General features: G+C 52.1%; 17 protein-coding genes. 13 read left to right on the forward strand and 4 right to left on the reverse strand.

Going from position 1 to position 19,488, the window contains the following annotated elements:
• The first annotated feature begins 30 nt into the window (after positions 1-30).
• The 6 genes from D6024_RS18600 (at position 31) to pepE (ending at position 5,252) form a co-directional block, all read left to right on the forward strand.
• The gene (locus tag D6024_RS18600) at positions 31-1,074 is read left to right on the forward strand and encodes a Gfo/Idh/MocA family oxidoreductase (RefSeq protein ID WP_121356262.1); all 1,044 of its coding nucleotides are present in this window, start codon (positions 31-33) and stop codon (positions 1,072-1,074) included.
• Positions 1,075-1,342: 268 nt separating this feature from the next.
• On the forward strand, positions 1,343-2,002 hold the full coding sequence (locus D6024_RS18605) for a bifunctional 4-hydroxy-2-oxoglutarate aldolase/2-dehydro-3-deoxy-phosphogluconate aldolase (RefSeq protein WP_121356431.1): 660 nt from the start codon (positions 1,343-1,345) through the stop codon (positions 2,000-2,002).
• Positions 2,003-2,114: 112 nt separating this feature from the next.
• Positions 2,115-3,545, forward strand: coding sequence for an MFS transporter (locus D6024_RS18610; RefSeq protein WP_121356263.1), 1,431 nt, complete (start codon positions 2,115-2,117; stop codon positions 3,543-3,545).
• Positions 3,546-3,631: 86 nt separating this feature from the next.
• Positions 3,632-3,949, forward strand: coding sequence for a DUF4157 domain-containing protein (locus tag D6024_RS18615; protein WP_240410086.1), 318 nt, complete (start codon positions 3,632-3,634; stop codon positions 3,947-3,949).
• Positions 3,950-3,968: 19 nt separating this feature from the next.
• Positions 3,969-4,490, forward strand: coding sequence for a dihydrofolate reductase family protein (locus D6024_RS18620; protein ID WP_121356265.1), 522 nt, complete (start codon positions 3,969-3,971; stop codon positions 4,488-4,490).
• 39 nt (positions 4,491-4,529) lie between these two features.
• Positions 4,530-5,252, forward strand: coding sequence for a dipeptidase PepE (gene pepE / locus D6024_RS18625; RefSeq protein WP_121356266.1), 723 nt, complete (start codon positions 4,530-4,532; stop codon positions 5,250-5,252).
• Positions 5,253-5,397: 145 nt separating this feature from the next.
• On the opposite strand, the gene D6024_RS18630 is transcribed toward pepE, so the two are convergent.
• Positions 5,398-5,823, reverse strand: a complete 426-nt coding sequence (locus tag D6024_RS18630; protein ID WP_121356267.1) for a hypothetical protein — start codon at positions 5,821-5,823, stop codon at positions 5,398-5,400.
• Between the two features lie 567 nt (positions 5,824-6,390).
• Between D6024_RS18630 and D6024_RS18635 the strand changes: the two genes are divergently transcribed.
• Together D6024_RS18635 and D6024_RS18640 are read left to right on the forward strand one after the other, a co-directional pair.
• Positions 6,391-7,431, forward strand: a complete 1,041-nt coding sequence (locus D6024_RS18635) for a sensor histidine kinase (protein ID WP_121356268.1) — start codon at positions 6,391-6,393, stop codon at positions 7,429-7,431.
• Positions 7,409-8,176: a LytR/AlgR family response regulator transcription factor gene (locus D6024_RS18640; protein WP_121356269.1), complete on the forward strand. Its 768-nt coding sequence runs from the start codon at positions 7,409-7,411 to the stop codon at positions 8,174-8,176. Before D6024_RS18635 ends, D6024_RS18640 begins: the two co-directional genes overlap by 23 nt.
• Positions 8,177-8,184: 8 nt before the next feature.
• Here D6024_RS18640 and D6024_RS18645 read toward each other — a convergent pair whose 3' ends face one another.
• Together D6024_RS18645 and D6024_RS18650 are read right to left on the reverse strand one after the other, a co-directional pair.
• A complete protein-coding gene (locus tag D6024_RS18645; protein ID WP_121356270.1) occupies positions 8,185-8,442 on the reverse strand; it encodes a hypothetical protein in 258 nt (85 codons plus the stop codon).
• A 118-nt stretch (positions 8,443-8,560) separates the two neighbouring features.
• Positions 8,561-9,484, reverse strand: coding sequence for an L-lactate dehydrogenase (locus D6024_RS18650; protein WP_121356271.1), 924 nt, complete (start codon positions 9,482-9,484; stop codon positions 8,561-8,563).
• Positions 9,485-10,102: 618 nt separating this feature from the next.
• Between D6024_RS18650 and D6024_RS18655 the strand changes: the two genes are divergently transcribed.
• From D6024_RS18655 to D6024_RS18680, 5 genes are all read left to right on the forward strand, one after another.
• Positions 10,103-13,246 (forward strand): SusC/RagA family TonB-linked outer membrane protein, encoded by a 3,144-nt coding sequence (locus D6024_RS18655; RefSeq protein WP_121356272.1) that lies wholly within the window; start codon positions 10,103-10,105, stop codon positions 13,244-13,246.
• Positions 13,247-13,257: 11 nt separating this feature from the next.
• A complete protein-coding gene (locus D6024_RS18660) occupies positions 13,258-14,793 on the forward strand; it encodes a SusD/RagB family nutrient-binding outer membrane lipoprotein (protein ID WP_121356273.1) in 1,536 nt (511 codons plus the stop codon).
• A 9-nt stretch (positions 14,794-14,802) separates the two neighbouring features.
• Complete coding sequence (locus D6024_RS18665; protein ID WP_121356274.1) at positions 14,803-15,258, forward strand: hypothetical protein; 456 nt, start codon at positions 14,803-14,805, stop codon at positions 15,256-15,258.
• A 319-nt stretch (positions 15,259-15,577) separates the two neighbouring features.
• Complete coding sequence (locus D6024_RS18675; RefSeq protein ID WP_121356276.1) at positions 15,578-16,018, forward strand: hypothetical protein; 441 nt, start codon at positions 15,578-15,580, stop codon at positions 16,016-16,018.
• A 195-nt stretch (positions 16,019-16,213) separates the two neighbouring features.
• A complete protein-coding gene (locus tag D6024_RS18680; protein ID WP_121356277.1) occupies positions 16,214-18,406 on the forward strand; it encodes a PAS domain S-box protein in 2,193 nt (730 codons plus the stop codon).
• Positions 18,407-18,535: 129 nt separating this feature from the next.
• Here D6024_RS18680 and D6024_RS18685 read toward each other — a convergent pair whose 3' ends face one another.
• A complete protein-coding gene (locus D6024_RS18685; RefSeq protein ID WP_121356278.1) occupies positions 18,536-19,306 on the reverse strand; it encodes a class I SAM-dependent methyltransferase in 771 nt (256 codons plus the stop codon).
• Positions 19,307-19,488: the final 182 nt, after the last annotated feature.

Here is a 19,488-nt window from a genome sequence, read left to right on the forward strand (position 1 = left end):
AAAACCAGCACGATCGCCAAACCATTTACCATGCAACCCATCAAAACCGCTGTTCTTTCGTTCGGCATGTCCGGCAGTGTTTTTCATGCGCCTTTTCTGAACGTGCACGAAGGCTTCGACTTTTATGCCGTTTGGGAACGCACAAAGAACGAAGCGCAAAAGCATTACCCGGATGTAAAAACGTATCGCACCCTCGACGAATTGCTGGCCGATGAGTCGGTGGAACTGGTGATCGTCAACACTCCCAACAGCACCCATTTCGACTATGCAAAAAAGGCGCTGGAAGCCGGCAAGAACGTGGTGATGGAAAAGCCCTTCGTGGTGAACGCAAGCGAGGGAGAAGAACTCATTTCACTGGCACAGCAAAAAGGCAAGCTGCTGTCGGTTTTTCAAAACCGGCGCTGGGACAGTGATTTTAAAACCGTAAAAAAAATCGTGGCCGAGCAATGGCTGGGTGAGATCGTGGAGGCCGAATTTCATTTCGACCGCTACAAAGAAGAACTCAGTTCGAAACAGCACAAGGAAATCCCGATGCCCGGTACCGGCGCACTCTACGACCTGGGCTCTCACCTGGTCGACCAGGCCCTTCACCTGTTTGGCCTGCCGCAAGCCGTGTTTGCCGACATCCGCATCCTTCGTCCCATCAGCAAGGTGGATGATTATTTTGAACTCCTTTTGTATTACCCGGCGCTGCGGGTTCGCCTGCACGGCAGTTACCTGGTGCGGGAGCCCCTGCCTTCGTTTATCCTCCATGGTTCAAAAGGTTCGTTCATCAAGTGGCGGGCCGATGTGCAGGAGGCGGCCCTGCAAAACGGTAAAACACCCGGCACTCCCGACTGGGGCATCGAACTGGTGACCGAAAGAGGACTGCTGCATACCGAAGTGAATGGCGAAGTGATTCGCGAAACGGTGCCCACGCTGCAGGGCAATTACATGGACTATTTTGAAGGCATCTACGAAGCCATCCGCAATGGTGCGCCGGCGCCGGTGGCGGCGCAGGACGGTGTCAATACCGTGCGGGTGATCGAAGCGGCCTTCCGCAGCAGCACAGAAAAATGTGTTGTTTCGTTCTGAGGCTTAAGGGCCGGTTTGCCTGGTTGAAAGACTGCACCATTGGATCCGGCAACACCATGTGCGGGTCTTTGTTGGCGGTGCAGTGTTGATTGTCGATCAAGTGGACAGTGGCGATAGGCTCATAGCAGGGGCGATCTTTGGAAGCAGGCAGGAATTTTCTCCGCAGGAGACTATTGATTTTGCTGGACGGCGGCTTTCTCCAAACACTTTATCAAAGGCGATGCGACCGCGGCGACCGTAGACCAGATTCACAAAAATGCACGACATCATGGATAAAAAACAACAAGCGCTGGACCTTCTTTTTTCGCAAAAAATATTGCCGCTTTACTACCACGACAGTGCGGAGGTGAGCACAAAAATTCTCGAAGCGCTGTACGACGCAGGCATCAGGGCCGTGGAATACACCAACCGGGGAGAGGCCGCACTCGACAATTTTCAACAGCTGCGAAAGGCGGTGGATGAACGGATGCCCGGATTGTTGCTGGGTGTGGGTACTATCAAAACAAAAAAAGCCGCCGGTGATTTTGTCGATGCCGGCGCCGATTTCGTGATCTGTCCTTCGCTCAATACCAAGGTGGGCAAACTGGTTTCAAAAGCAGGCCTGCTCTGGGTGCCGGGCTGCATGACAGCCACCGAGATCGCCAGGGCCGAAAACGCCGGCGCCACGCTGGTGAAAATCTTTCCCGGCAACATCCTGGGACCTTCTTACATCACTGCTATCAAAGATATTTTTCCCGGACTGCGTTTTGTGGTGACAGGCGGCGTGGAAGCCGAAGAGATGAATCTCCGTAGCTGGTTCAGTGTAGGCGTGGCAGGCGTTGGGCTGGGCAGCAAACTGATCTCGAAAGAACTGATCGAGCGGCAGGATTACGAAGGCCTCAAAGAGGCCACACAGAGAGCTTTGGCGCTAGTAAAGGACATTGCATAGTTTCGCTCTCTTTTTTCCGCAGGAGGCTGAGTGAATGCTTTGTTCGGACTGCCGCAACACAATTTGCCTTATCTTCCTTGCGGATCGATTGCTAACGCTTTAACTCCCTTTCATGATCATCAAAGAAGTAGAACCAAGACACGTTACCACCAACCTGCCCGCGGAAGCGAAACCTGCCGGGAACTATCGCTGGACCATCTGTGCGCTGCTTTTCTTTGCCACGACGGTCAATTATCTCGACCGGCAGGTATTGAGCCTGCTGCAGCCTACGCTGGCTGAAAAATACCACTGGACCAATAACGACTACGCCAACATCACATCGGTTTTCCAGTTTGCCTATGCCATCTCCATGCTTTTTGCGGGCCGCATTATCGACCGCATGGGAACAAAGCGTGGCTTTACCTGGGCCATTATCATCTGGTCGGTCGGTGCCTTGCTGCACGCCCTTGCAATTCCCTTCGGCACGGCGGTGGTGACCGCCCTGGGCTGGGTGGGCATTACGGCATTTACGGTTTCGGTTGCTGGTTTTATGGTGGGACGGCTTGTACTGGCGATAGGGGAGGCGGGAAATTTTCCGGCCGCCATCAAAGCCACGGCGGATTATTTTCCCAAAAAAGAACGTTCGTTTGCCACCGGCATTTTCAACTCGGGCACCAATGTGGGTGCTATCCTGGCACCGCTGACCGTTCCCTGGATCGAAATGAAATGGGGCTGGCAGGCCGCTTTTATCCTCGTTGGCGTGATTGGTTTTTTATGGCTTTTGTTCTGGCACCGGTATTATGATAAACCGGAAAAACAAAAGCGCCTGTCGGCAGAAGAATGGGCCTATATCAACAGCGACCGTGATGATACATCGGCCAGTGGCGTTCCATCAGCAACCACGACACCACAACCGCAAAGCATTTCCTGGCTGCGGCTGCTGGGCTACCGCCAAACCTGGTCGTTTGCCATCGGCAAATTCCTGACCGACGGCGTGTGGTGGTTTTTTCTTTTCTGGCTGCCGGCTTACCTGAAGGCGCAATACGGGATGGAAAAAATGCAGATCATGCTACCGCTGGCCGTGTTGTACAGCCTCACCATGTTTGGCAGCATTGGCGGCGGATGGTTTCCCGTGCATTTCATGAAGAAAGGACTGGCGCCTTACGATGCCCGAATGAAAGCCATGCTGGTGATCGCTCTTTTCCCGCTGGTGGTGCTGGCGGCGCAACCCCTGGGAGGAATCAGTTACTGGCTTCCGGTATTGCTTATCGGGATCGGGGCCTCGGCTCACCAGGCCTGGAGCGCCAATATCTTCACGACGGTTTCGGATATGTTTCCCAAAAAGGCGGTGGGCTCCGTTGTGGGCATTGGCGGTATGGCCGGCGGCCTGGGTGGTGTAGTCATCTCTAAGGTCGGCGGGGCTTTGTTCGATCATTACAAAGCGCTGGGCCACGTGCAAACCGGTTACACGATCATGTTCACGGTATGTGCCGTGGCTTATGTTATTGCCTGGGTCATCATGAAATCGCTGGTGCCGCGCTACAGCCCGATCACGACGCTCTGAGAACGGGTTCGCGATCTTTTTATCCAAATTCGCTTTGATGCTTTTCCAACAACGGAAGGCTGTGTATTTCTTTTTAATTTGCCCTGGTGAAAATCAGAATCAGGGAAGGAACGCTGGTGGCACGCCTGGCCGCCCGTAAGCTGAACGCAAAATCTGTGGCGATCGTTGTCGGGCAGACGATCCATCTCTGGAATGTGCGCCGCGACGATTTTTTGCAGTGCCCTTCATGGGTGCGGCACGAAGTGGAGCATGTGCGCCAGTTTCGTCGCTACGGTTTTTTGCGGTTCACGGTTTTGTACCTGTGGGAAAGCCTTCGCAGGGGCTACCGCAACAACCGGTTTGAAGCCGAAGCAAGAGCTGCCGAGAACGCATTACCTGATCCTGCCGGGATTGAATTTCTCTAACACACCAAAAAATGTTTCCATGCGAAAAATTGTTGCCGGTTTTGCCGCCAGTGTTGATGGCTACATTGAAGGGCTCAAAGGGGAATATGACTGGATCATCATTGACGAAAAGATCGATTTTGCCGAAGAGCTGAAACGATTCGATACCTTTCTTTTCGGCCGCCGGTCGTACGAAGCTGCACTGAAGATGTACGGCGGCCCGCAGGAAGGCATTACTAATTATGTTTTCTCTACCACGCTGCAGGAGGCCGAAAAAGGTTTTGTATTGGTTCGCGACGATGTAAAGGCCAAAATGGAAAGCCTGAAAGAGAGGGAAGGGAAGGACATTGCACTGTTTGGCGGCGCCAACCTTCTTGCCTCGTTCCTGGATCTTCGCCTCGTTGATGAAATCGCGATTTCGTTCATCCCTGTTTTACTGGGCGCCGGCAAGCCGATGGTGGATGTGCTGAAGCAAAAAGTTTGGCTTTCCTTTCTCAACAGCAAGCGCTATGGCAACGGCACGCTGCGGGTGAATTATGCCGTCAACTATGATCCTACCTAAGCGCTCCGAATTTACCTTTGCCGCCTCAATTCTTTTTCTATGCATGTGTTGGCGCTGAGTAGTTCACGAGTCGGAGACGGCGGTTACCTGACTGCGGCTGTTCCCCTGATCAACGGGTTTTTGGGTGCCAAGCCCCTGCGGCTTGCCTTTGTTCCTTTTGCCACAGCCGATAACAACGACGAATCCTATCTCGCGAAGGTGAAAGAAGGGCTTTCTTCCTTGCCGCACGAGCTTTGCCTGGTAACGCCGGAGAACGGAAGAGCCGTGATCGAAGCGACCGACGGCATTGTAGTGGGTGGCGGCAATACCTTCAAATTGCTGCACGATATTTACCGCTATGACCTGTTTGCGTTGATCCGGGAAAGTGTAGAAAACGGAAAGCCCTACATCGGCTGGAGTGCCGGTTCCAACCTTGCCGGCCGAACGATCTGTACCACCAACGATATGCCCATTATTCAACCCCAGAGTTTTACGGCCTTTGGCTTTTTGCCCTTCCAGCTCAACCCGCATTATTACAACGTGGTGATCGAAGGATTTCATGGCGAGACAAGGGACCAGCGGCTGAACGAGTTTCTGCTGGTCAATCCCGGTGTGCCGGTGGTGGGCTTGCCCGAAGGCACAGCCTTGCACAGGAACGGGGATCGACTTCAGTTCCTGGGAACGCAGGATGCTGCCTTGTTTCAACAACCTGCGCTTACGGCCATTGCTGAGAGAAAATTCCTTTCTCCAGGCAGCGATCTTTCTTTCCTCCTGCAAGCCTGATGTATGCAAAAGCGGCGGTTGCCAGGCCGTCGTGAAATGTGAGACGTCAGACGTGAAGCCGTGGGACTTTTTCGATTGACGTACACTTCGGTCTCCCGTTTCACATTTCACAAAAGCAACAGCACTTCTTAATGGCAGTTGGCTATTATTGATTCAGGTAGGTGGCAAAGTCGAGCAGCCGTCGCTGGGCCTTTCGTACATCAGCTTCGTTGCGCACCAGTGCAAAGCTGTACGAGGCATGCGACTCGTCCAATTCTGTAACCAGGGTAATGTTGATCGTGTTGGCTCCATCGATTTCGGTAGCTAAAAGGATCGTTGTGTGGCCGGCGGCAATGGTGTCGAGGACACTGCTTGCCGGTTTGCGGTCAACGAGTTTTACCGCTTCGTCCACGGCATCGGTGAGGTTCTGTACATCTGCAGCATACACCGGGAAGGTTCTGCGCAGGTAGTGCTGAAGTGTGAATTCGGTTGATTGTGCCGGTGGATGTTTCAGGTCTCTGTCGACGATGAGGAGCGAATCATCGGAAGCGTTCAGAAACAGGAACGAAAAGACCGCCAGAAGTGATTTCATGTTTGTGTGGTTTTGGGAGGTAAACTAGATTTTTGTTGCGCGGCACTGTGCAGGTCCTGGCTGTTAAAATAGCGTTGGCTTGTGCCCTGAAGCAAGTCTTTTTACAAGTGCGGAACGGGAGTTTTTGCAGCCCTGTTCCGGGTATTGAAATTCCTGTTTCAACAGCCGTTTGCCTTGCTTTAAAAGCACTGCATGAACGAACGCAGAATGAGCTTTTTGATGAGCGGCAACAGCTATCGGCCGGGTAAGCGCTGCCATTCATTCACGACCTTTTCTTGCAGTACGATGATCGCGGGGTAGCGGCGTCCCGGTTTAAAAAGACAAGCTGCCGGAATGCCGGAAAAATGAGCCGGTAGCAAACCAATACAGGATACTGCGTGCTTTTTTGCTACAATTTTTTGGGTGCAAATGAAAGGGGAAGGGAAACGGTTTTTTGCAACAATAATGCGGCTTTGCCACCGTTTACCACTTATCGATAAATACTTCCGAACGAATAAATCAGACGCCCCGGTTGCTTTGCCTATGATAGATTTGAAATGACACCAAAAACGAACACGGTCATCTCTTATGATCAAAGACCAACTCATCAAACGACTTTTCATTCCGCTGATGGGCTTTTGCATTCCGTTGCTGGCAGGTTTGGTGCGTTTTCATTCCGAAAATTTTTTACAGTTTGCACTGGCCGGGTGTTTTTTTACGGTTGCCGTATACCTGGCCTGGGTTGGCGTGGTGCGCTTTACCGGTAACCTCCGGACCTTTCCCCGCTTGAAAAAAAACATCCTTTTAAAGCTGCTGACTCTTTCCCTGGTACCGGGCCTGTATGCGGCTGTCCTGTGCTTTGTCTTTGCCGTGGTTTGGCTTCGGCTGGCAGGACTGACTTTTCTTCCCGGGCCGGTGATACGGGCCACACTAATTGGCGGTGTTGGCGGAATACTCCTGTCGCTGTTGTACGAGGTTGTTTTTCTGAGTATCGAAAAAGAGCTGGATAACCGGGTGTTGCAGCAAATCGACAGGGAGCGGCTGCAGGCCGAAGTGACGGTGTTGAAGAACGAACTCGATCCGCACTTCTTTTTCAACTGCATGAACACCCTGTCGCTTCTTGTCAAGGAAGATGCCGTGAAAGCGCACAAGTTTGTTCACAAGCTCTCCAACATTTACAAGTATTTTTTACGAAACAAAGAAGTGGATTATGTGCCCCTGCGGGAAGAGCTGGAATTCCTCGACAATTATCATTTCCTGCTGCGCATCCGCTTCGACGACACAATCCGTATCGAAAACACCATCGAGCCGCAGAACGGCGCAACCTTTATTCTTCCCTGCACCCTGCAGGTGCTGGTGGAAAATGCCATGAAGCACAATTTTTTTTCGGAGAAAGAGCCGCTGGTTGTGTCCCTGGCGATGAACGGTGCCTACATCTGCGTATCCAACCCGGTACGGCCCAAGCTTCATGCAGCCGACTCCACCAAAGTGGGGCTGCGCAACCTGAAGGCACGTTACCGGCTCATCACCAACCAGAATGTGCTGGTGCACCGAACGGCCAGCCGGTTCCTGGTCAAACTTCCAGTTGTAAAACAAACCAACCGTTATGATAAAAGCAGTGATCATTGAAGACGAGAAACGGGCCGCCAGCTACCTGTCGGCAATGCTGCGTGAAGTGGATCCGGAGATCCTGATCCTGAAAGTGCTGGACAGCGTGGAAAGTGGCGTTTCTTATTTGTCCGCCAACGGCAAAGTGGATGTTATTTTCAGCGACGTGCAACTGGGAGACGGCCTTTCCTTTTCCATCTTTGAAAAGGTGAACAATACCGCACCGGTGGTCTTCATTACCGGCTATGACCGGTTCATGCTGGATGCCTTTGAAAACAATGGCATCGATTACCTGTTGAAGCCCGTTGATAAAGAAGACCTGGCAAAGGCCCTGAAAAAATACAAGGGCCTGGAGCGCCATTTCACCCACGAAAAACCGGAAGAGGCCATGAGCCAGTTGCTGCAGTACATCAATGGGGGAAGAAAAAAACGCATCCTGGTGCGCAAGGGTATCGAGAACATTACCATGCCACTGAGCGACATCGTTCTTTTCTACACCGAGAACAAGATTGTGCATGCACTCGACAGGACGGGCCGCAAATTCATGGTGGATAAAAACCTTTGCGACCTGGAAACAGAGCTGGATGAAAACACATTTTTCAGAGCCAACCGGCAGTACATTTTAAACATCAACTACATCAAAAGCTTTAAGCCTTACGAGCGAGTGAAACTTTGGGTGGATCTTGTCCTGCCCGATATCGATCACTCCATCATCATCAGCCAGGAAACGGCACCCATGTTCCGCCGGTGGCTGTTGGAAGCCTGAATTAAGGATCATTGGTTCACCGGTTGGCCCTCTACTACCGGTTGTTTGTAAAAACCGTTTTTCTGGTAGCTGCTGCAAATGCCCATGGTGGTGTTTTGCTTGATGCGAAAATCCTTGTGGCACATTTGCCAGCATTCGCCGTTTTCTTTGAGGATGATGGTATACAATGTATCCGAATGCGGGCCGTAGTCGATCATGTACCAGATATAGCCATCGCCTTTGGGGGTGCTCACTTCCACCAACTCCTTAAATTCCAATGCTATCATGGCAAACTGTTTTCCTGAACAGTGTAAAACCTGTGCCACAAATACTTCTTGCTACGGGTGTTTAGCTGGACGGCTAAAATCTGTGGCGTCCTTCAACAAATTTTCCTGGCTTCCCCATTTAAACAATCGACTGGATCAACCCCTTTAGTTTTGTGGCCGACTTTTTCAGCAGTTCTTCTTCCTGTTCGCTGATGGACAGGGGCAGAACCTCGCGGATTCCCGACCGGTCTACCACGCAGGGAATCCCGAGGTACACGTCGCTGATTCCATGGTAGTCGTTCAATAAAGTGGAAACGTTGAGCACGGCAGCTTCGTTGCGCAAAATGGCTGTGCAGATGCGGTCCAGTGCAAGCGCAATGGCATAATAGGTAGCGCCTTTCGCATTGATGATCTTGTAGGCGGCATCCCGGGTGTTTGCAAAGATTTCCGCCTTGTCTTCTTCGCTCAGCGACAGCTCCGTACCGGCTACGTTGGCCAGGCTCCAGAGAGGCAGTTCCGAATCGCCGTGCTCGCCAATGATGTGCGCATGGATGCTCCGAGAATCGATGTTCAGTTTTTCGCCAATGAGATAACGAAAGCGTGAACTGTCGAGCAGGGTGCCCGACCCGATCACCCGGCGTGCAGGCCAGCCCGATTTTTTCCAGGTGAAATAACTCATGATGTCAACCGGGTTGCTGGCGATGAGCAGGATGCCGTCCTGGTTGTGTTTCAGCATTTCGGTGGTGATGCTTTCAAAAATGGCCACGTTGCGTTTGAGAAGGTCTACCCTTGTTTCGCCAGGACGCTGGGCTGCTCCCGCCGTGATGATGATAATGTCGGCCTCGCGGCAGTCTTCGTAGGTGCCGGCCCAAACACTGGCCGCGCCCAGCAGCGGCAGTCCATGGTTCATGTCGAGTGCGTCGCCAACGGCTTTTGCTTTGTTTGCGTCAATGAGCACCAGTTCATCCACGCGGTTGCGAAGCAGGAGGGTGTAAGCCGTTGTGGATCCAACGGCACCTACGCCGATAATGACGATCCGTGTTTTTTTGGTTGTTGCAGACATAGTGCAAAAGTGAAAAAAGATCGCACGATTTGGTAGTGATTTATAAAGCCATTCTACGGTATTCAAACGCCGAGTCAGTAGCAATACAATGTTACCGGCATGTACAGCAAGGTGCCCCGAAGCGTCTGGCAGTTTGCACTTTTCACAAGGCAGGATTCGTTTTGGAAAAACGTAAGCGAACATGCCTGTCATTGGCATCTCGCCGACCGCTTTTGATTGCGAAAAAACTTGGATCTGGCACAGGCAATCTGCGCAGCAGTGCCATTTGTTGTTCACCTGTGTTTGGAAATGCAGTGGCAAAATTTAGTTATATTTATAATGTATAATCAGACTGCAATACGGGAAGAAACAGAACGGCTGTGTTGCAACACGTTTGCCTTGCTGTATACGATTGTTCGTGCGGCGCAACTTCTTTCGATGTGAAGAATACGTGATTGGCCAGAACAAAACATTTTATCCCGTTGATTCCGTTGCATGTCTCCTGTTGTTTTCGGTACCCCATTTTCATGCTTTGGTGGAATAAAGTCATTGCTGAAAACCTGCCCAAAGAAGATGGTAAAGGTGAATCCTCATCTTGCCGGTTTTAACGAATATCCATAAACGTCAACCCTTCAATTTATGAGAAAGATCCAGGCGCTTTTGCTCTGCTTTGCCCTGTTGGTAACCGGGCTGGCATTTGCACAAACGAGACAGGTGAAAGGTGTGGTGACCGACAGTGCCGGTGCCCCGCTCCCGAATGTGTCCGTACAGGTGCAAAACACCCGCGTAGGTACACGAACCAACGAAACCGGAACGTTTGTCATTGACCTGCCCCCCGGCAGCAACACGCTGCTACTCACCAGCATCGGTTTTGAGCCGCAGCAAGTAAATGTTGCGGGCAAAGACGATGTGTCCGTCACCCTGAACACGGCCCGCCAGAATGCGATGCAGGAAGTGGTGGTGACGGCGATGGGCATCACCCGTACGCAAAAATCATTGGGCTACAGTACCACCAACCTGAAAGGTGATGAACTCATCAAGGCCCGTGAATCGAATGTCGTCAATTCGCTGGCCGGTAAAGTTGCCGGGGTGCGTGTTACGTCGCAATCGGGTACCCCTGGTGGTTCATCCAAGATCATCCTTCGCGGCCAGTCGTCATTTTCCGATCCCAGCGGCGGTCAGCCCATTTTTGTCATTGATGGCTTGCCTATCGACAATTCGTCGCAGCAACTGGCCACCACGCCATCGGCCGTGCCACAGGGATCGGCCGGGGTGGATTTTGGGAACAGGGCCGGCGACATTAACCCCGATGACATTGAATCGGTCAACGTGCTGAAAGGTGCGGCGGCAACAGCCCTCTACGGTGCCCGTGCTAAAAACGGCGCCATCATCATCACCACCAAGCGGGGAAAACGCGGTGCCTCGGTGGTGCGGTTCAATTCGTCGGTGCGCTTCGATAAGCCCTTGCGCCTGCCCGACTACCAGAACGAGTATGCACAGGGCAATTACGGCGTGTATTCTATCAACAGCACCAACGGCTGGGGGCCAAAGATCAGCGAAGTGCAGGACCGCACCTTTCCCAATTTCCTGGGCCAGCAGGTAAAACTGCAAGCCTATCCCGATAACGTGAAGGACTTTTACAAGACGGGCAACACCTACATCAACTCGATCTCCTTTGAAGGCGGCGGCGAATCCGGCGATTTCCGCCTCGGTTATACCAACTATTACCAGACGGGCATCGTGGAGAAAGAATCGTTTGGCCGCAACAGCATCAACCTGAATGCGGGCCGCGCCGTGTCGGCCAAATTTGATGTGCGCACCACGCTCAATTACGTCAGCTCCATCGGGAAGAACCGGCCCATTCAATCTTCGAACAACTCCAATTCGCTGGTGCAGATCGTGCAGTTCCTGCCGCGAACCGTCGACAGCCGTGCGTTGAAGGCCAATTATGTTGACCCGGTTACCGGGCAGCAGATTACGCTGACACCGACACGGACCGGTAACAACCCTTACTGGGTGATTTACAACAACACCTCCGAAAACAACGTGGAACGCATCTATGGAAACGCGGTATTAAGCTACAAACCCATTTCCTGGCTGACCATCTCCAACAACTTCGGCAGTGATGTGTACAACGAGTTTCGCAAGCTGGTGACCCGTCCCGGTACGGCCGGCCAGTTGCAGGGAAACTTTTTCCAGGCGAACCTGTTCAACCGCATCCTGAACAACGACTTTATCATCACCGCCGACAAGCGGGTAACCAACGATCTCAATATCCGTGCACTGGCCGGTTTGAACAATTACGAGGCCTATTACCGCCGCGACCAGGCCGATGCCCAGCAGCTGACTGTGGACGAGTTGTATACGTTTAGCAATGCGGCAACGGTGACCAATTCCAATACTTCCAACAAGCGCCGCATTATCGGCGTTTTCGGGGAAGTTGGCCTGTCGTACAAGAACTATCTTTATCTGAATGCAACGGGCCGCAACGACTGGAGCTCCACCCTGCCTGTCGAAAACCGCTCTTATTTCTATCCCTCCGTCAGCACCAGCTTCGTGTTCACGGAGCTGTGGAAACCCAAGCCGCTTTCGTATGGAAAGATCCGGGCCAGCTGGGCCAATGTGGGTAGCGACACCGATCCCTACCAGCTTGCGTTCAACTATACGGCCGTAAGCCAAGTGTTTGCCCAGTACGGACAGGGTTCGCAGTTTCCCTTTGGCGGACTGCTGGGATTCACCATTCCACCAACGATCCCCAATGCGCAACTGAAGCCGCAGAACCAGCAATCGTACGAGGCTGGTATCGACCTGCGCTTCCTCAAAGACCGGGCACGGATCGACTTCACCTATTACAACACCAAAACGGCGGACCAGATCATTGCCCTGGCGTTGCCGCAATCAACGGGTTTTGCGACGAAACGTGTAAATGCAGGCGCCATCAAAAATGAAGGCATTGAACTGACGTTGAGCGGACGGCCACTGATGCTGAAAAGCTTCAATTGGGACATCGACGTGAACTTCACCAAGAACCGGCAAACAGTGGAAGACCTGCCGGCCGATATCAAGCAATACACGCTTGCCAGTGCCTACAACGGCTTGCAGATCCGGGCCCGCAACGGGGAGCAGATCGGTATGTGGGGCACGGGTTTCGAACGGGACCCCAGCGGCAACATAGTAATCAATCCCAACAACGGCTTGCGCCGCGTGGTGACCGACCAGCGCTTCGGTAACGTGTTCCCCGACTGGACCATGGGCATCAACAACAGCTTTAGCTACAAAGGACTCAACCTGAGTTTCCTGTTCGATTTCCGCCAGGGCGGCGTGTTTTATTCCGGTACCGTGGGCACCCTGCGGAGCCTGGGGCTTGCCAAGGAAACCGCGATCGACCGCGACAAGATCATTATCGACAAAGGTGTTCTCCTCGATGCAGCTACCGGCAAATATGTTCCCAACACCGTTCCGGTGCAGAGCATGCAGGATTTCTGGGGACAGTTTGGCAACAACACCGCTTCGGAGCCGGCTGTCTTCGACGCCTCCTACATCAAGCTGCGGGAGGCCGTGCTGAACTACAGCTTCCCGGCCAAATGGTTCACCAACCAGGCCTTTGTGAAGGGACTGAGCCTTGGCGTGGAAGGACGAAACCTGTGGCTGATTAAATCCAACGTGCCGCACATCGACCCCGAAGTGAACCTGTTTGGATCGGCAAGCGTGGGTGAAGGCGTGGAATTTTACAACCTTCCGTCCACCCGTTCATTTGGTATCAATCTGCGAGCAACCTTCTAAAGAAAACAACAATGAAAAGAGCAACAATCAAGATACTCGGTGCACTGTTCCTGGTGAGCACACTGGGCACCTCCTGTAAAAAATACCTCGACATCAACAAGAACCCCAATGCCGCGGAAGTGGTGGATCCCAAACTTCTTTTTTCCAACGCAATTGTGAACTATGTCAACGTTCGGGCGGGGGGCGACCTCTATATCCCGATCTCATTAACAGGACAGGCCATTGCGTCGGGAGGCAACAATCCAACCGCCTGGGGCTTTCCCTCGGAAGAGCAATACGATGTCAATGCCCTTTCGCTGGGCAATACCTGGCGGACGCTCTACACGTTTGCCGGCGTCAACCTGAAAGAAGTCATCCGGCTTGCCGAAGCGGCACCGGTAAAAAACAACAATGCTGCGGCGCAAGCCAAAGTGCTGCTGGGATTTGTGTTTGAAGACCTGACCACCCTGTATGGCGATGTGCCGTTTACCGAAGCATTGAATACGGATATCGCGTATCCGAAATTTGACCCGCAGCCCGTGGTGCTCGAAGGCATCATCAAGCTGTGCGACGATGCCTTGGCCCAGTTTGACGAGGCCAGTCCTTTGAAAATTTCAGACTATGACCTGTTTTACAAGGGCGACATCGCAAAATGGAAAAAAGTGGCCCGGTCGCTGAAACTGCGCACCCTTATGATCATGGTGGACAAAGATCCCAGCAAGGCCGCGGCCATCGGGCAAATGGTAACGGCAGGTGGGATGCTCAGTTCTCCGGCCGACAATTTCCTGGTCGCCTATTACAATACGGCCGGACGTTACAATCCGAAGTATGGTCTGAACAAACAGTACAACAGCGAACAGTCATTTTTTGGTGCGTCCAAGTGGCTGGTGAATTTCATGAATCCCATCAACGATCCCCGGCTTGGCATTTTCTTCGAAAAGCCGGCTACGGCGGCAACCTATGTGGCACCCGATCCCGGCGAAGACCTCGATGACGATGTGCATGCGCGGGTCAACCGCAATTTTCACAACGCCAGCGAGCCTGAAGTTTTGTTTAGTTACCAGGAAGAGTTGTTTTACGAAGCCGAGGTTTATGCACGTGGATTGGGCGTTTCTGTCGACATGGCCAAGGCAAACACGCTGTACAAAAAAGCCGTGGAAGAATCGGTGAAGTTTTATGCCGCCCAGGCAAAAGCCGCCACCCTCGTCACTTCGGGTGGAAACAGCGCAGCTTTCCTTGCTGCTGCCGACAACGCCGCTGCTACGGCTGCCACCTTTGCCGCTTCGCTACCCAACCTCAGCTCCTTCGGTTCGCAACGCGAAGCGGTCAAATACATTCATTACCATCACTGGATCGACAAATGGGACCGTGGCCTCGATGCCTTTACCCAATGGCGCCGTTCGGGGCCCGAAGGCGACGAGGTGCCGCCGCTGACCCTTCCCACGGGTGCGCCGGCGGGTGGCCTGTTCCGCCGGTACGAGTACCCGGTCACGGCCGAAATTGCCGCCAACCCGAATGCGCCCAAAGAAAAGATCCGCTACGACACAAAAATGTGGTTTGACCTCTAAAACTTGAATATGAAAAAAATACCTGCAACCGTATTTTTCTTCGTGGTGCTGTTCGTTGTTGCGGCCTGCAACAAAGACGAAGCCGCCACGAAAGGATTTGACTTCAGCAACTCCCTGCCTCCCTACGTGGAGCTGACCAGCACCAAGGCCAAAACGGTGAAACAGGGCGAATCGGTGGACATTGCCTTCCAGATGCGCACCGGTTTGCAGCAAAAGGTGACCGTGTATTACGATGTGACCGGCGGGGGTCTTAACCTCACCAACCAGACCGTGACTTTCGATAAGGAAAAAACCGCGGCAACAGCCACGGTGGCCATTCCCAATAACGTCATCACGCCGCCGGCCACATCGGCAACGGCCACACTGAAAGTGACCAAGGCGGTAAAAGAGGACGGCACGCAGCTAACACTGGGTTCAAAGAATACGCCGGCAACGCAAATGCTGACACTGAAAATCGTGCCCTAGTTGGTTCTTTTTCGGTACCATAAGGCCATCCCTCCGGGGTGGTCTTTTTTGTGTGCGAAATGTTTCGTACAACTTGCCGCTTATCCAAAATTCCGGTTTTTTGTTGCAACGGGAATGGCTGGTTCGGGTGGCGTGTTACATGTTTCGGTGTGAAAAAAGATTCCTTCAGGCAAACAAAATAACGTTTCGCCGGAAGGTGAAAGAGATGTTAAGGGCATTGCTTGCCGGTTCGGTTGCCGTTGGTCGTGATTTGTCTTTTTTTCACTCTTAGCGGGGTCTAATTTGACGGTACAATTCACTCACTCTCAAATTTGTTATTATGAAAAAGACCCTCGTACTTCTTGCGTTTATCTTGGCTGCCGCAACGTCATTTGCCAATCCTCCCATTGGTGAAAAAGTATTGAAGCAATTTGCTGCCGTTTTTCCGGCAGTGGATGATGCCAAATGGTTTGAAGGCGAAAACCATTACGATGTTTACTTCGAAAAAGACAAGGTGAAATACCATATCCGCTACGATCTGAATGGCAAGATCGTCAGCACTCGGAACTATTATTCCGGCGACAAGCTTTGCGCTTTTCTGAAAGCAAAAGTGGCCGAAAAATACCCGGGCAAATCCATCTTCGGTGTAACCGAAATCACCAACAGCGAAGAGATGTTCTATATCCTTAACCTGGAAGATAAAAAAACGTGGACAACCGTGCGGGTGGATGCGATAGGGCAAATCACCCAATTGGATAAAATGACAAAATCCGGTAACTGAGTTCTCTTGTTTTAAAAGGTGCACAGCGGGGTTGACCCCGCTGTTTTTGTTTGACCTGCCTGTTCCCTTCAAGCAATGCTGTAACTGCGCTGGATCGGAACCTCGTAGAATGCGGCTCTTAGCTCAAGTTAAGGAAAAACCTTTAGGCTGTTGATTTCGCATTTGTGCTTGCGGTGAAGCGTGTAATTTAGTTGAATGAAAATCCAATCCGTCCTTACGGACTCCGCTTCCCGGAGCCAACCAAAACCTTTTGCCATTGATCCCCAAAAACTGCTTGCCTCCATCGTTGACGTGGTGTGTGTGATTGACCTTACGGGTATCTTCAGGTATGTCAGCCCTTCGGCTCCCCACCTGTTTGGCTACGAGGCGGACGAAATGACCGGGGCCTCTTTCCTGAATTTTATTCACCCCGATGACGTGGAAAAAACTGTGCGGGAAGTGCAGCAACGGACGGACAACTGCCGCACCTCCGATTTTCAAAACCGCTATATTCATAGAGACGGCACCGTAAAGTCCATCATCTGGTCGGGGCGGTGGGATGAAGGAGACCAACTCCTGTATTGCGTGGCAAGGGATTGTTCGGAAAAATGCGAGATCGAACAACGCCTGCTGAAAGCCCAGCAAATTGCCCGGATGGCCAATTACGAATACGATGTGCTGGCCAAACAATACACCTACACGTCCGATACACTCTTCGATATTTTTGGAATCGACCGCAAGGTCCATCCGAAGTTTACGTCCGAACTGTTTTGGAAAATGGTTCATCCCGATGACATGGAACGGGTGCGGGAAAATATTTCGCGAATGGACCAGCCGCACGAAGGCGTGGTGGAATACCGGATTGTTTGTCCCGACGGCCGGGTTGTCTACATCAGCCGCCTGCGGGAAGTGATCCGCGACCTGGCCGGCCAGCCGGTGAAAACCATCGGCATCATCCAGGACATCACCGAACGCAAACAAAGCGACCTGGCCCGGCAACAAAGCGAGGAGCGTTTTCGCACACTGGTGCAGCATGGCAATGACCTGATCGGCATCATTGACCTGCAGGGAAATTACCAGTTCGTTGGTAGTAATGTGGAGTCTCTTCTGGGTTTTACGGCCGGAGAGCTCAATGGCAAAAACGCGTTCCAGTTCATCCACCCCGATGATATCGAAAGAACGGCAAGCTGTCTGCAGGACATTGCCAATCATTCCTCGCTGACAGTGCCGCCGTTTCGCTTTCAAAACAACAAAGGTGAGTGGCGGTGGATGGAAACCACGGTCTCCAATCAACTGGACAACCCGGCTGTTAACGGACTGGTGGTGAACACCCGTGACATCACCGAGAAAAAACACAGGGAGGATGCGCTCCATGAAAGCGAGCAACGTTTCCAGGCACTGGTGAAGAACGGTTCCGACATGATCGTGGTGATTGACGACACGGGTCAGTTCTCCTATTGCAGCGACAACGTGACCAACGTGCTGGGTTACTTGCCAGCGGAAATGACCGGCCGCGATGCCCTAGACTTTATTCACCCCGACGATGTGCAAAAAGTGTCTGGCGAAATGGAAATCGTGCTCCAGGATCCGGAAAATGCCAAAGGTGTGCAGCACCGTTTTCTGCACAAAAACGGCGACTGGCTCTGGCTGGAAACCCGCTGCACCAACCATTACCTAACTCCCTCTATCCAGGGTATCCTGGCAAACTCCCGCAACATTACCGACCGCATCAGGCTGCAAAAAAAGCTGAACCGCGAAATGCTCAACAAGCAAAAGGAAATTACATCGGCGGTGATCAAGGCGCAGGAGGCCGAGCGGTCGCAAATGGGACTGGAGCTACACGACAACGTGAACCAGATCCTGACGACGGTGAAGCTATACAACGAAATGTACCTGACCGGGTATGTGCAGGACAAAGAGTTGCTGAGCAAGTCGGCACAGTACACACAGGACTGCATCAATGAAATCCGCAGCATCTCCAAGCGCCTGTCGGCACCCACGCTGGGCCGTATTTCCATGCAGGATTCGATTCGGGAACTGGTAGATTCCATCAACCTCACGCGACGCCTGGAAATTATTTATATGCCCAAAGGCGTGAGTGCCTGCTGCGTGTCGCAGGACCTGCACCTTGCTGTTTACCGCATTGTACAGGAGGGGCTCAACAACATTCTCAAATACTCGCAGGCCCAGGTGGCTTGTATCGAACTTTACCGCAAGGAGAAAAAACTTTGCCTGCGAATCACCGATAACGGGCAGGGATTCGACACGACTGCCAAACGCATGGGCATTGGCATTACCAACATGAAAACGAGGGCCGAACATCTCCACGGCGATTTTCGCCTGAAAAGCGAGCCGGGGAAAGGCTGTGAAATCGAAATCTGTTTTCCGTGTGAGGAGTGCAAGATGTAAAGAAGCGGAGCGGGGCATTCAGTTCATTCGCTGCCGGATACGTGCCAATAGTAAAGCAGCCGACCAGTTGAAGATTGACCAATTGAAAACGCGGTGATTTTTACCGGCTGTTCTTTGGTGTCGTTGTTGTCAGCATGCCCGTTGAAGATACTTGATCCAGTTTCCGTACCGAATGGTTTGAAGTGCATCGTCCTTGTCGAAAAAGAAAGAAAGTTCCTGGTTCAACCAACTCTCCACCTGTTCATATGTAAACAGGTTTTTTTCTACCGCTGCAATGATGTTACTCTGCGTGGTAAAATAAAGCGCCAGTTGTTTTTTCGTGAAGGAAACGGCGTTTTTAAATCTTTCCTCCATGACAAAGTTGAAATTTTTTGGAGCCAGGTTTTCCGTGGTCCAGGCGTAGGCATTGTTGCGGGGTGGAGACGGGAATTTTTTTAGATAGACAGCGAAAAACCAGTTGGTGAAGTTGTCATTGCCGGCCATTTCGGCAATAAAGTGATTTTCGTAAAGCACTAGCCAGGCATTGGGTTTTAAAAGCCGGTTCGTTTCTGCCAGGAACCTATCAATGTCAAACCAATGGACGCCGGAACTGACTGTAATTAAGTCGAAGCGACTGTCTTCAAACGGTTGTTGTTCTGCCGGGGCAACAGCGTACCGAATTTTATCGGGCTGCGCTGCCAGGTTCAACATCTCTTGCGAACTGTCTGTCCCGTAAACATGGGTGGCAATTTCCAGAAGTGCTTTGGTGGAAAGCCCGGTTCCGCAGGCAATGTCCAATGCGTTATCCAGTTTTTTGTCGAGGTGCAAATAGTCTTTGATATGCCTGATCGTGTTGCTGTGGAAGTCGGGTCGCCCTTTCGAATACCGTTCGGCTGCTGTCCTGGGTTGAAAATAATTCATTGTTCGCTGGTGCCGTGTTTGCGTTGCCTCTTGGCTTAAATATACGCACCTTCCTTCTTTTGCAGGAAGGCCTTACAGGTCGTGATGTAGTAATGCCTTAGTTGGCTGTTTTTACATCCGGTGTGTCACCGCTGAGATTTGCTTTCGTGGCAAAATATAGCTGCGGGAGACGCGTCGGGAAA

The sequence above is a fragment of the Flavisolibacter nicotianae genome, from assembly GCF_003628535.1.
GTDB lineage: Bacteria > Bacteroidota > Bacteroidia > Chitinophagales > Chitinophagaceae > Flavisolibacter > Flavisolibacter nicotianae.

What these genes read in the sequence shown, in the direction of transcription:
- D6024_RS18600 (WP_121356262.1), top strand. Translation starts at nt 31, where the DNA reads ATGCAACCCATCAAAACCGCTGTTCTTTCGTTCGGCATGTCCGGCAGT.
- D6024_RS18605 (WP_121356431.1), top strand. Translation starts at nt 1,343, where the DNA reads ATGGATAAAAAACAACAAGCGCTGGACCTTCTTTTTTCGCAAAAAATA.
- D6024_RS18610 (WP_121356263.1), top strand. Translation starts at nt 2,115, where the DNA reads ATGATCATCAAAGAAGTAGAACCAAGACACGTTACCACCAACCTGCCC.
- D6024_RS18620 (WP_121356265.1), top strand. Translation starts at nt 3,969, where the DNA reads ATGCGAAAAATTGTTGCCGGTTTTGCCGCCAGTGTTGATGGCTACATT.
- pepE (WP_121356266.1), top strand. Translation starts at nt 4,530, where the DNA reads ATGCATGTGTTGGCGCTGAGTAGTTCACGAGTCGGAGACGGCGGTTAC.
- D6024_RS18630 (WP_121356267.1), bottom strand. Translation starts at nt 5,823, where the DNA reads ATGAAATCACTTCTGGCGGTCTTTTCGTTCCTGTTTCTGAACGCTTCC.
- D6024_RS18635 (WP_121356268.1), top strand. Translation starts at nt 6,391, where the DNA reads ATGATCAAAGACCAACTCATCAAACGACTTTTCATTCCGCTGATGGGC.
- D6024_RS18640 (WP_121356269.1), top strand. Translation starts at nt 7,409, where the DNA reads ATGATAAAAGCAGTGATCATTGAAGACGAGAAACGGGCCGCCAGCTAC.
- D6024_RS18645 (WP_121356270.1), bottom strand. Translation starts at nt 8,442, where the DNA reads ATGATAGCATTGGAATTTAAGGAGTTGGTGGAAGTGAGCACCCCCAAA.
- D6024_RS18650 (WP_121356271.1), bottom strand. Translation starts at nt 9,484, where the DNA reads ATGTCTGCAACAACCAAAAAAACACGGATCGTCATTATCGGCGTAGGT.
- D6024_RS18655 (WP_121356272.1), top strand. Translation starts at nt 10,103, where the DNA reads ATGAGAAAGATCCAGGCGCTTTTGCTCTGCTTTGCCCTGTTGGTAACC.
- D6024_RS18660 (WP_121356273.1), top strand. Translation starts at nt 13,258, where the DNA reads ATGAAAAGAGCAACAATCAAGATACTCGGTGCACTGTTCCTGGTGAGC.
- D6024_RS18665 (WP_121356274.1), top strand. Translation starts at nt 14,803, where the DNA reads ATGAAAAAAATACCTGCAACCGTATTTTTCTTCGTGGTGCTGTTCGTT.
- D6024_RS18675 (WP_121356276.1), top strand. Translation starts at nt 15,578, where the DNA reads ATGAAAAAGACCCTCGTACTTCTTGCGTTTATCTTGGCTGCCGCAACG.
- D6024_RS18680 (WP_121356277.1), top strand. Translation starts at nt 16,214, where the DNA reads ATGAAAATCCAATCCGTCCTTACGGACTCCGCTTCCCGGAGCCAACCA.
- D6024_RS18685 (WP_121356278.1), bottom strand. Translation starts at nt 19,306, where the DNA reads ATGAATTATTTTCAACCCAGGACAGCAGCCGAACGGTATTCGAAAGGG.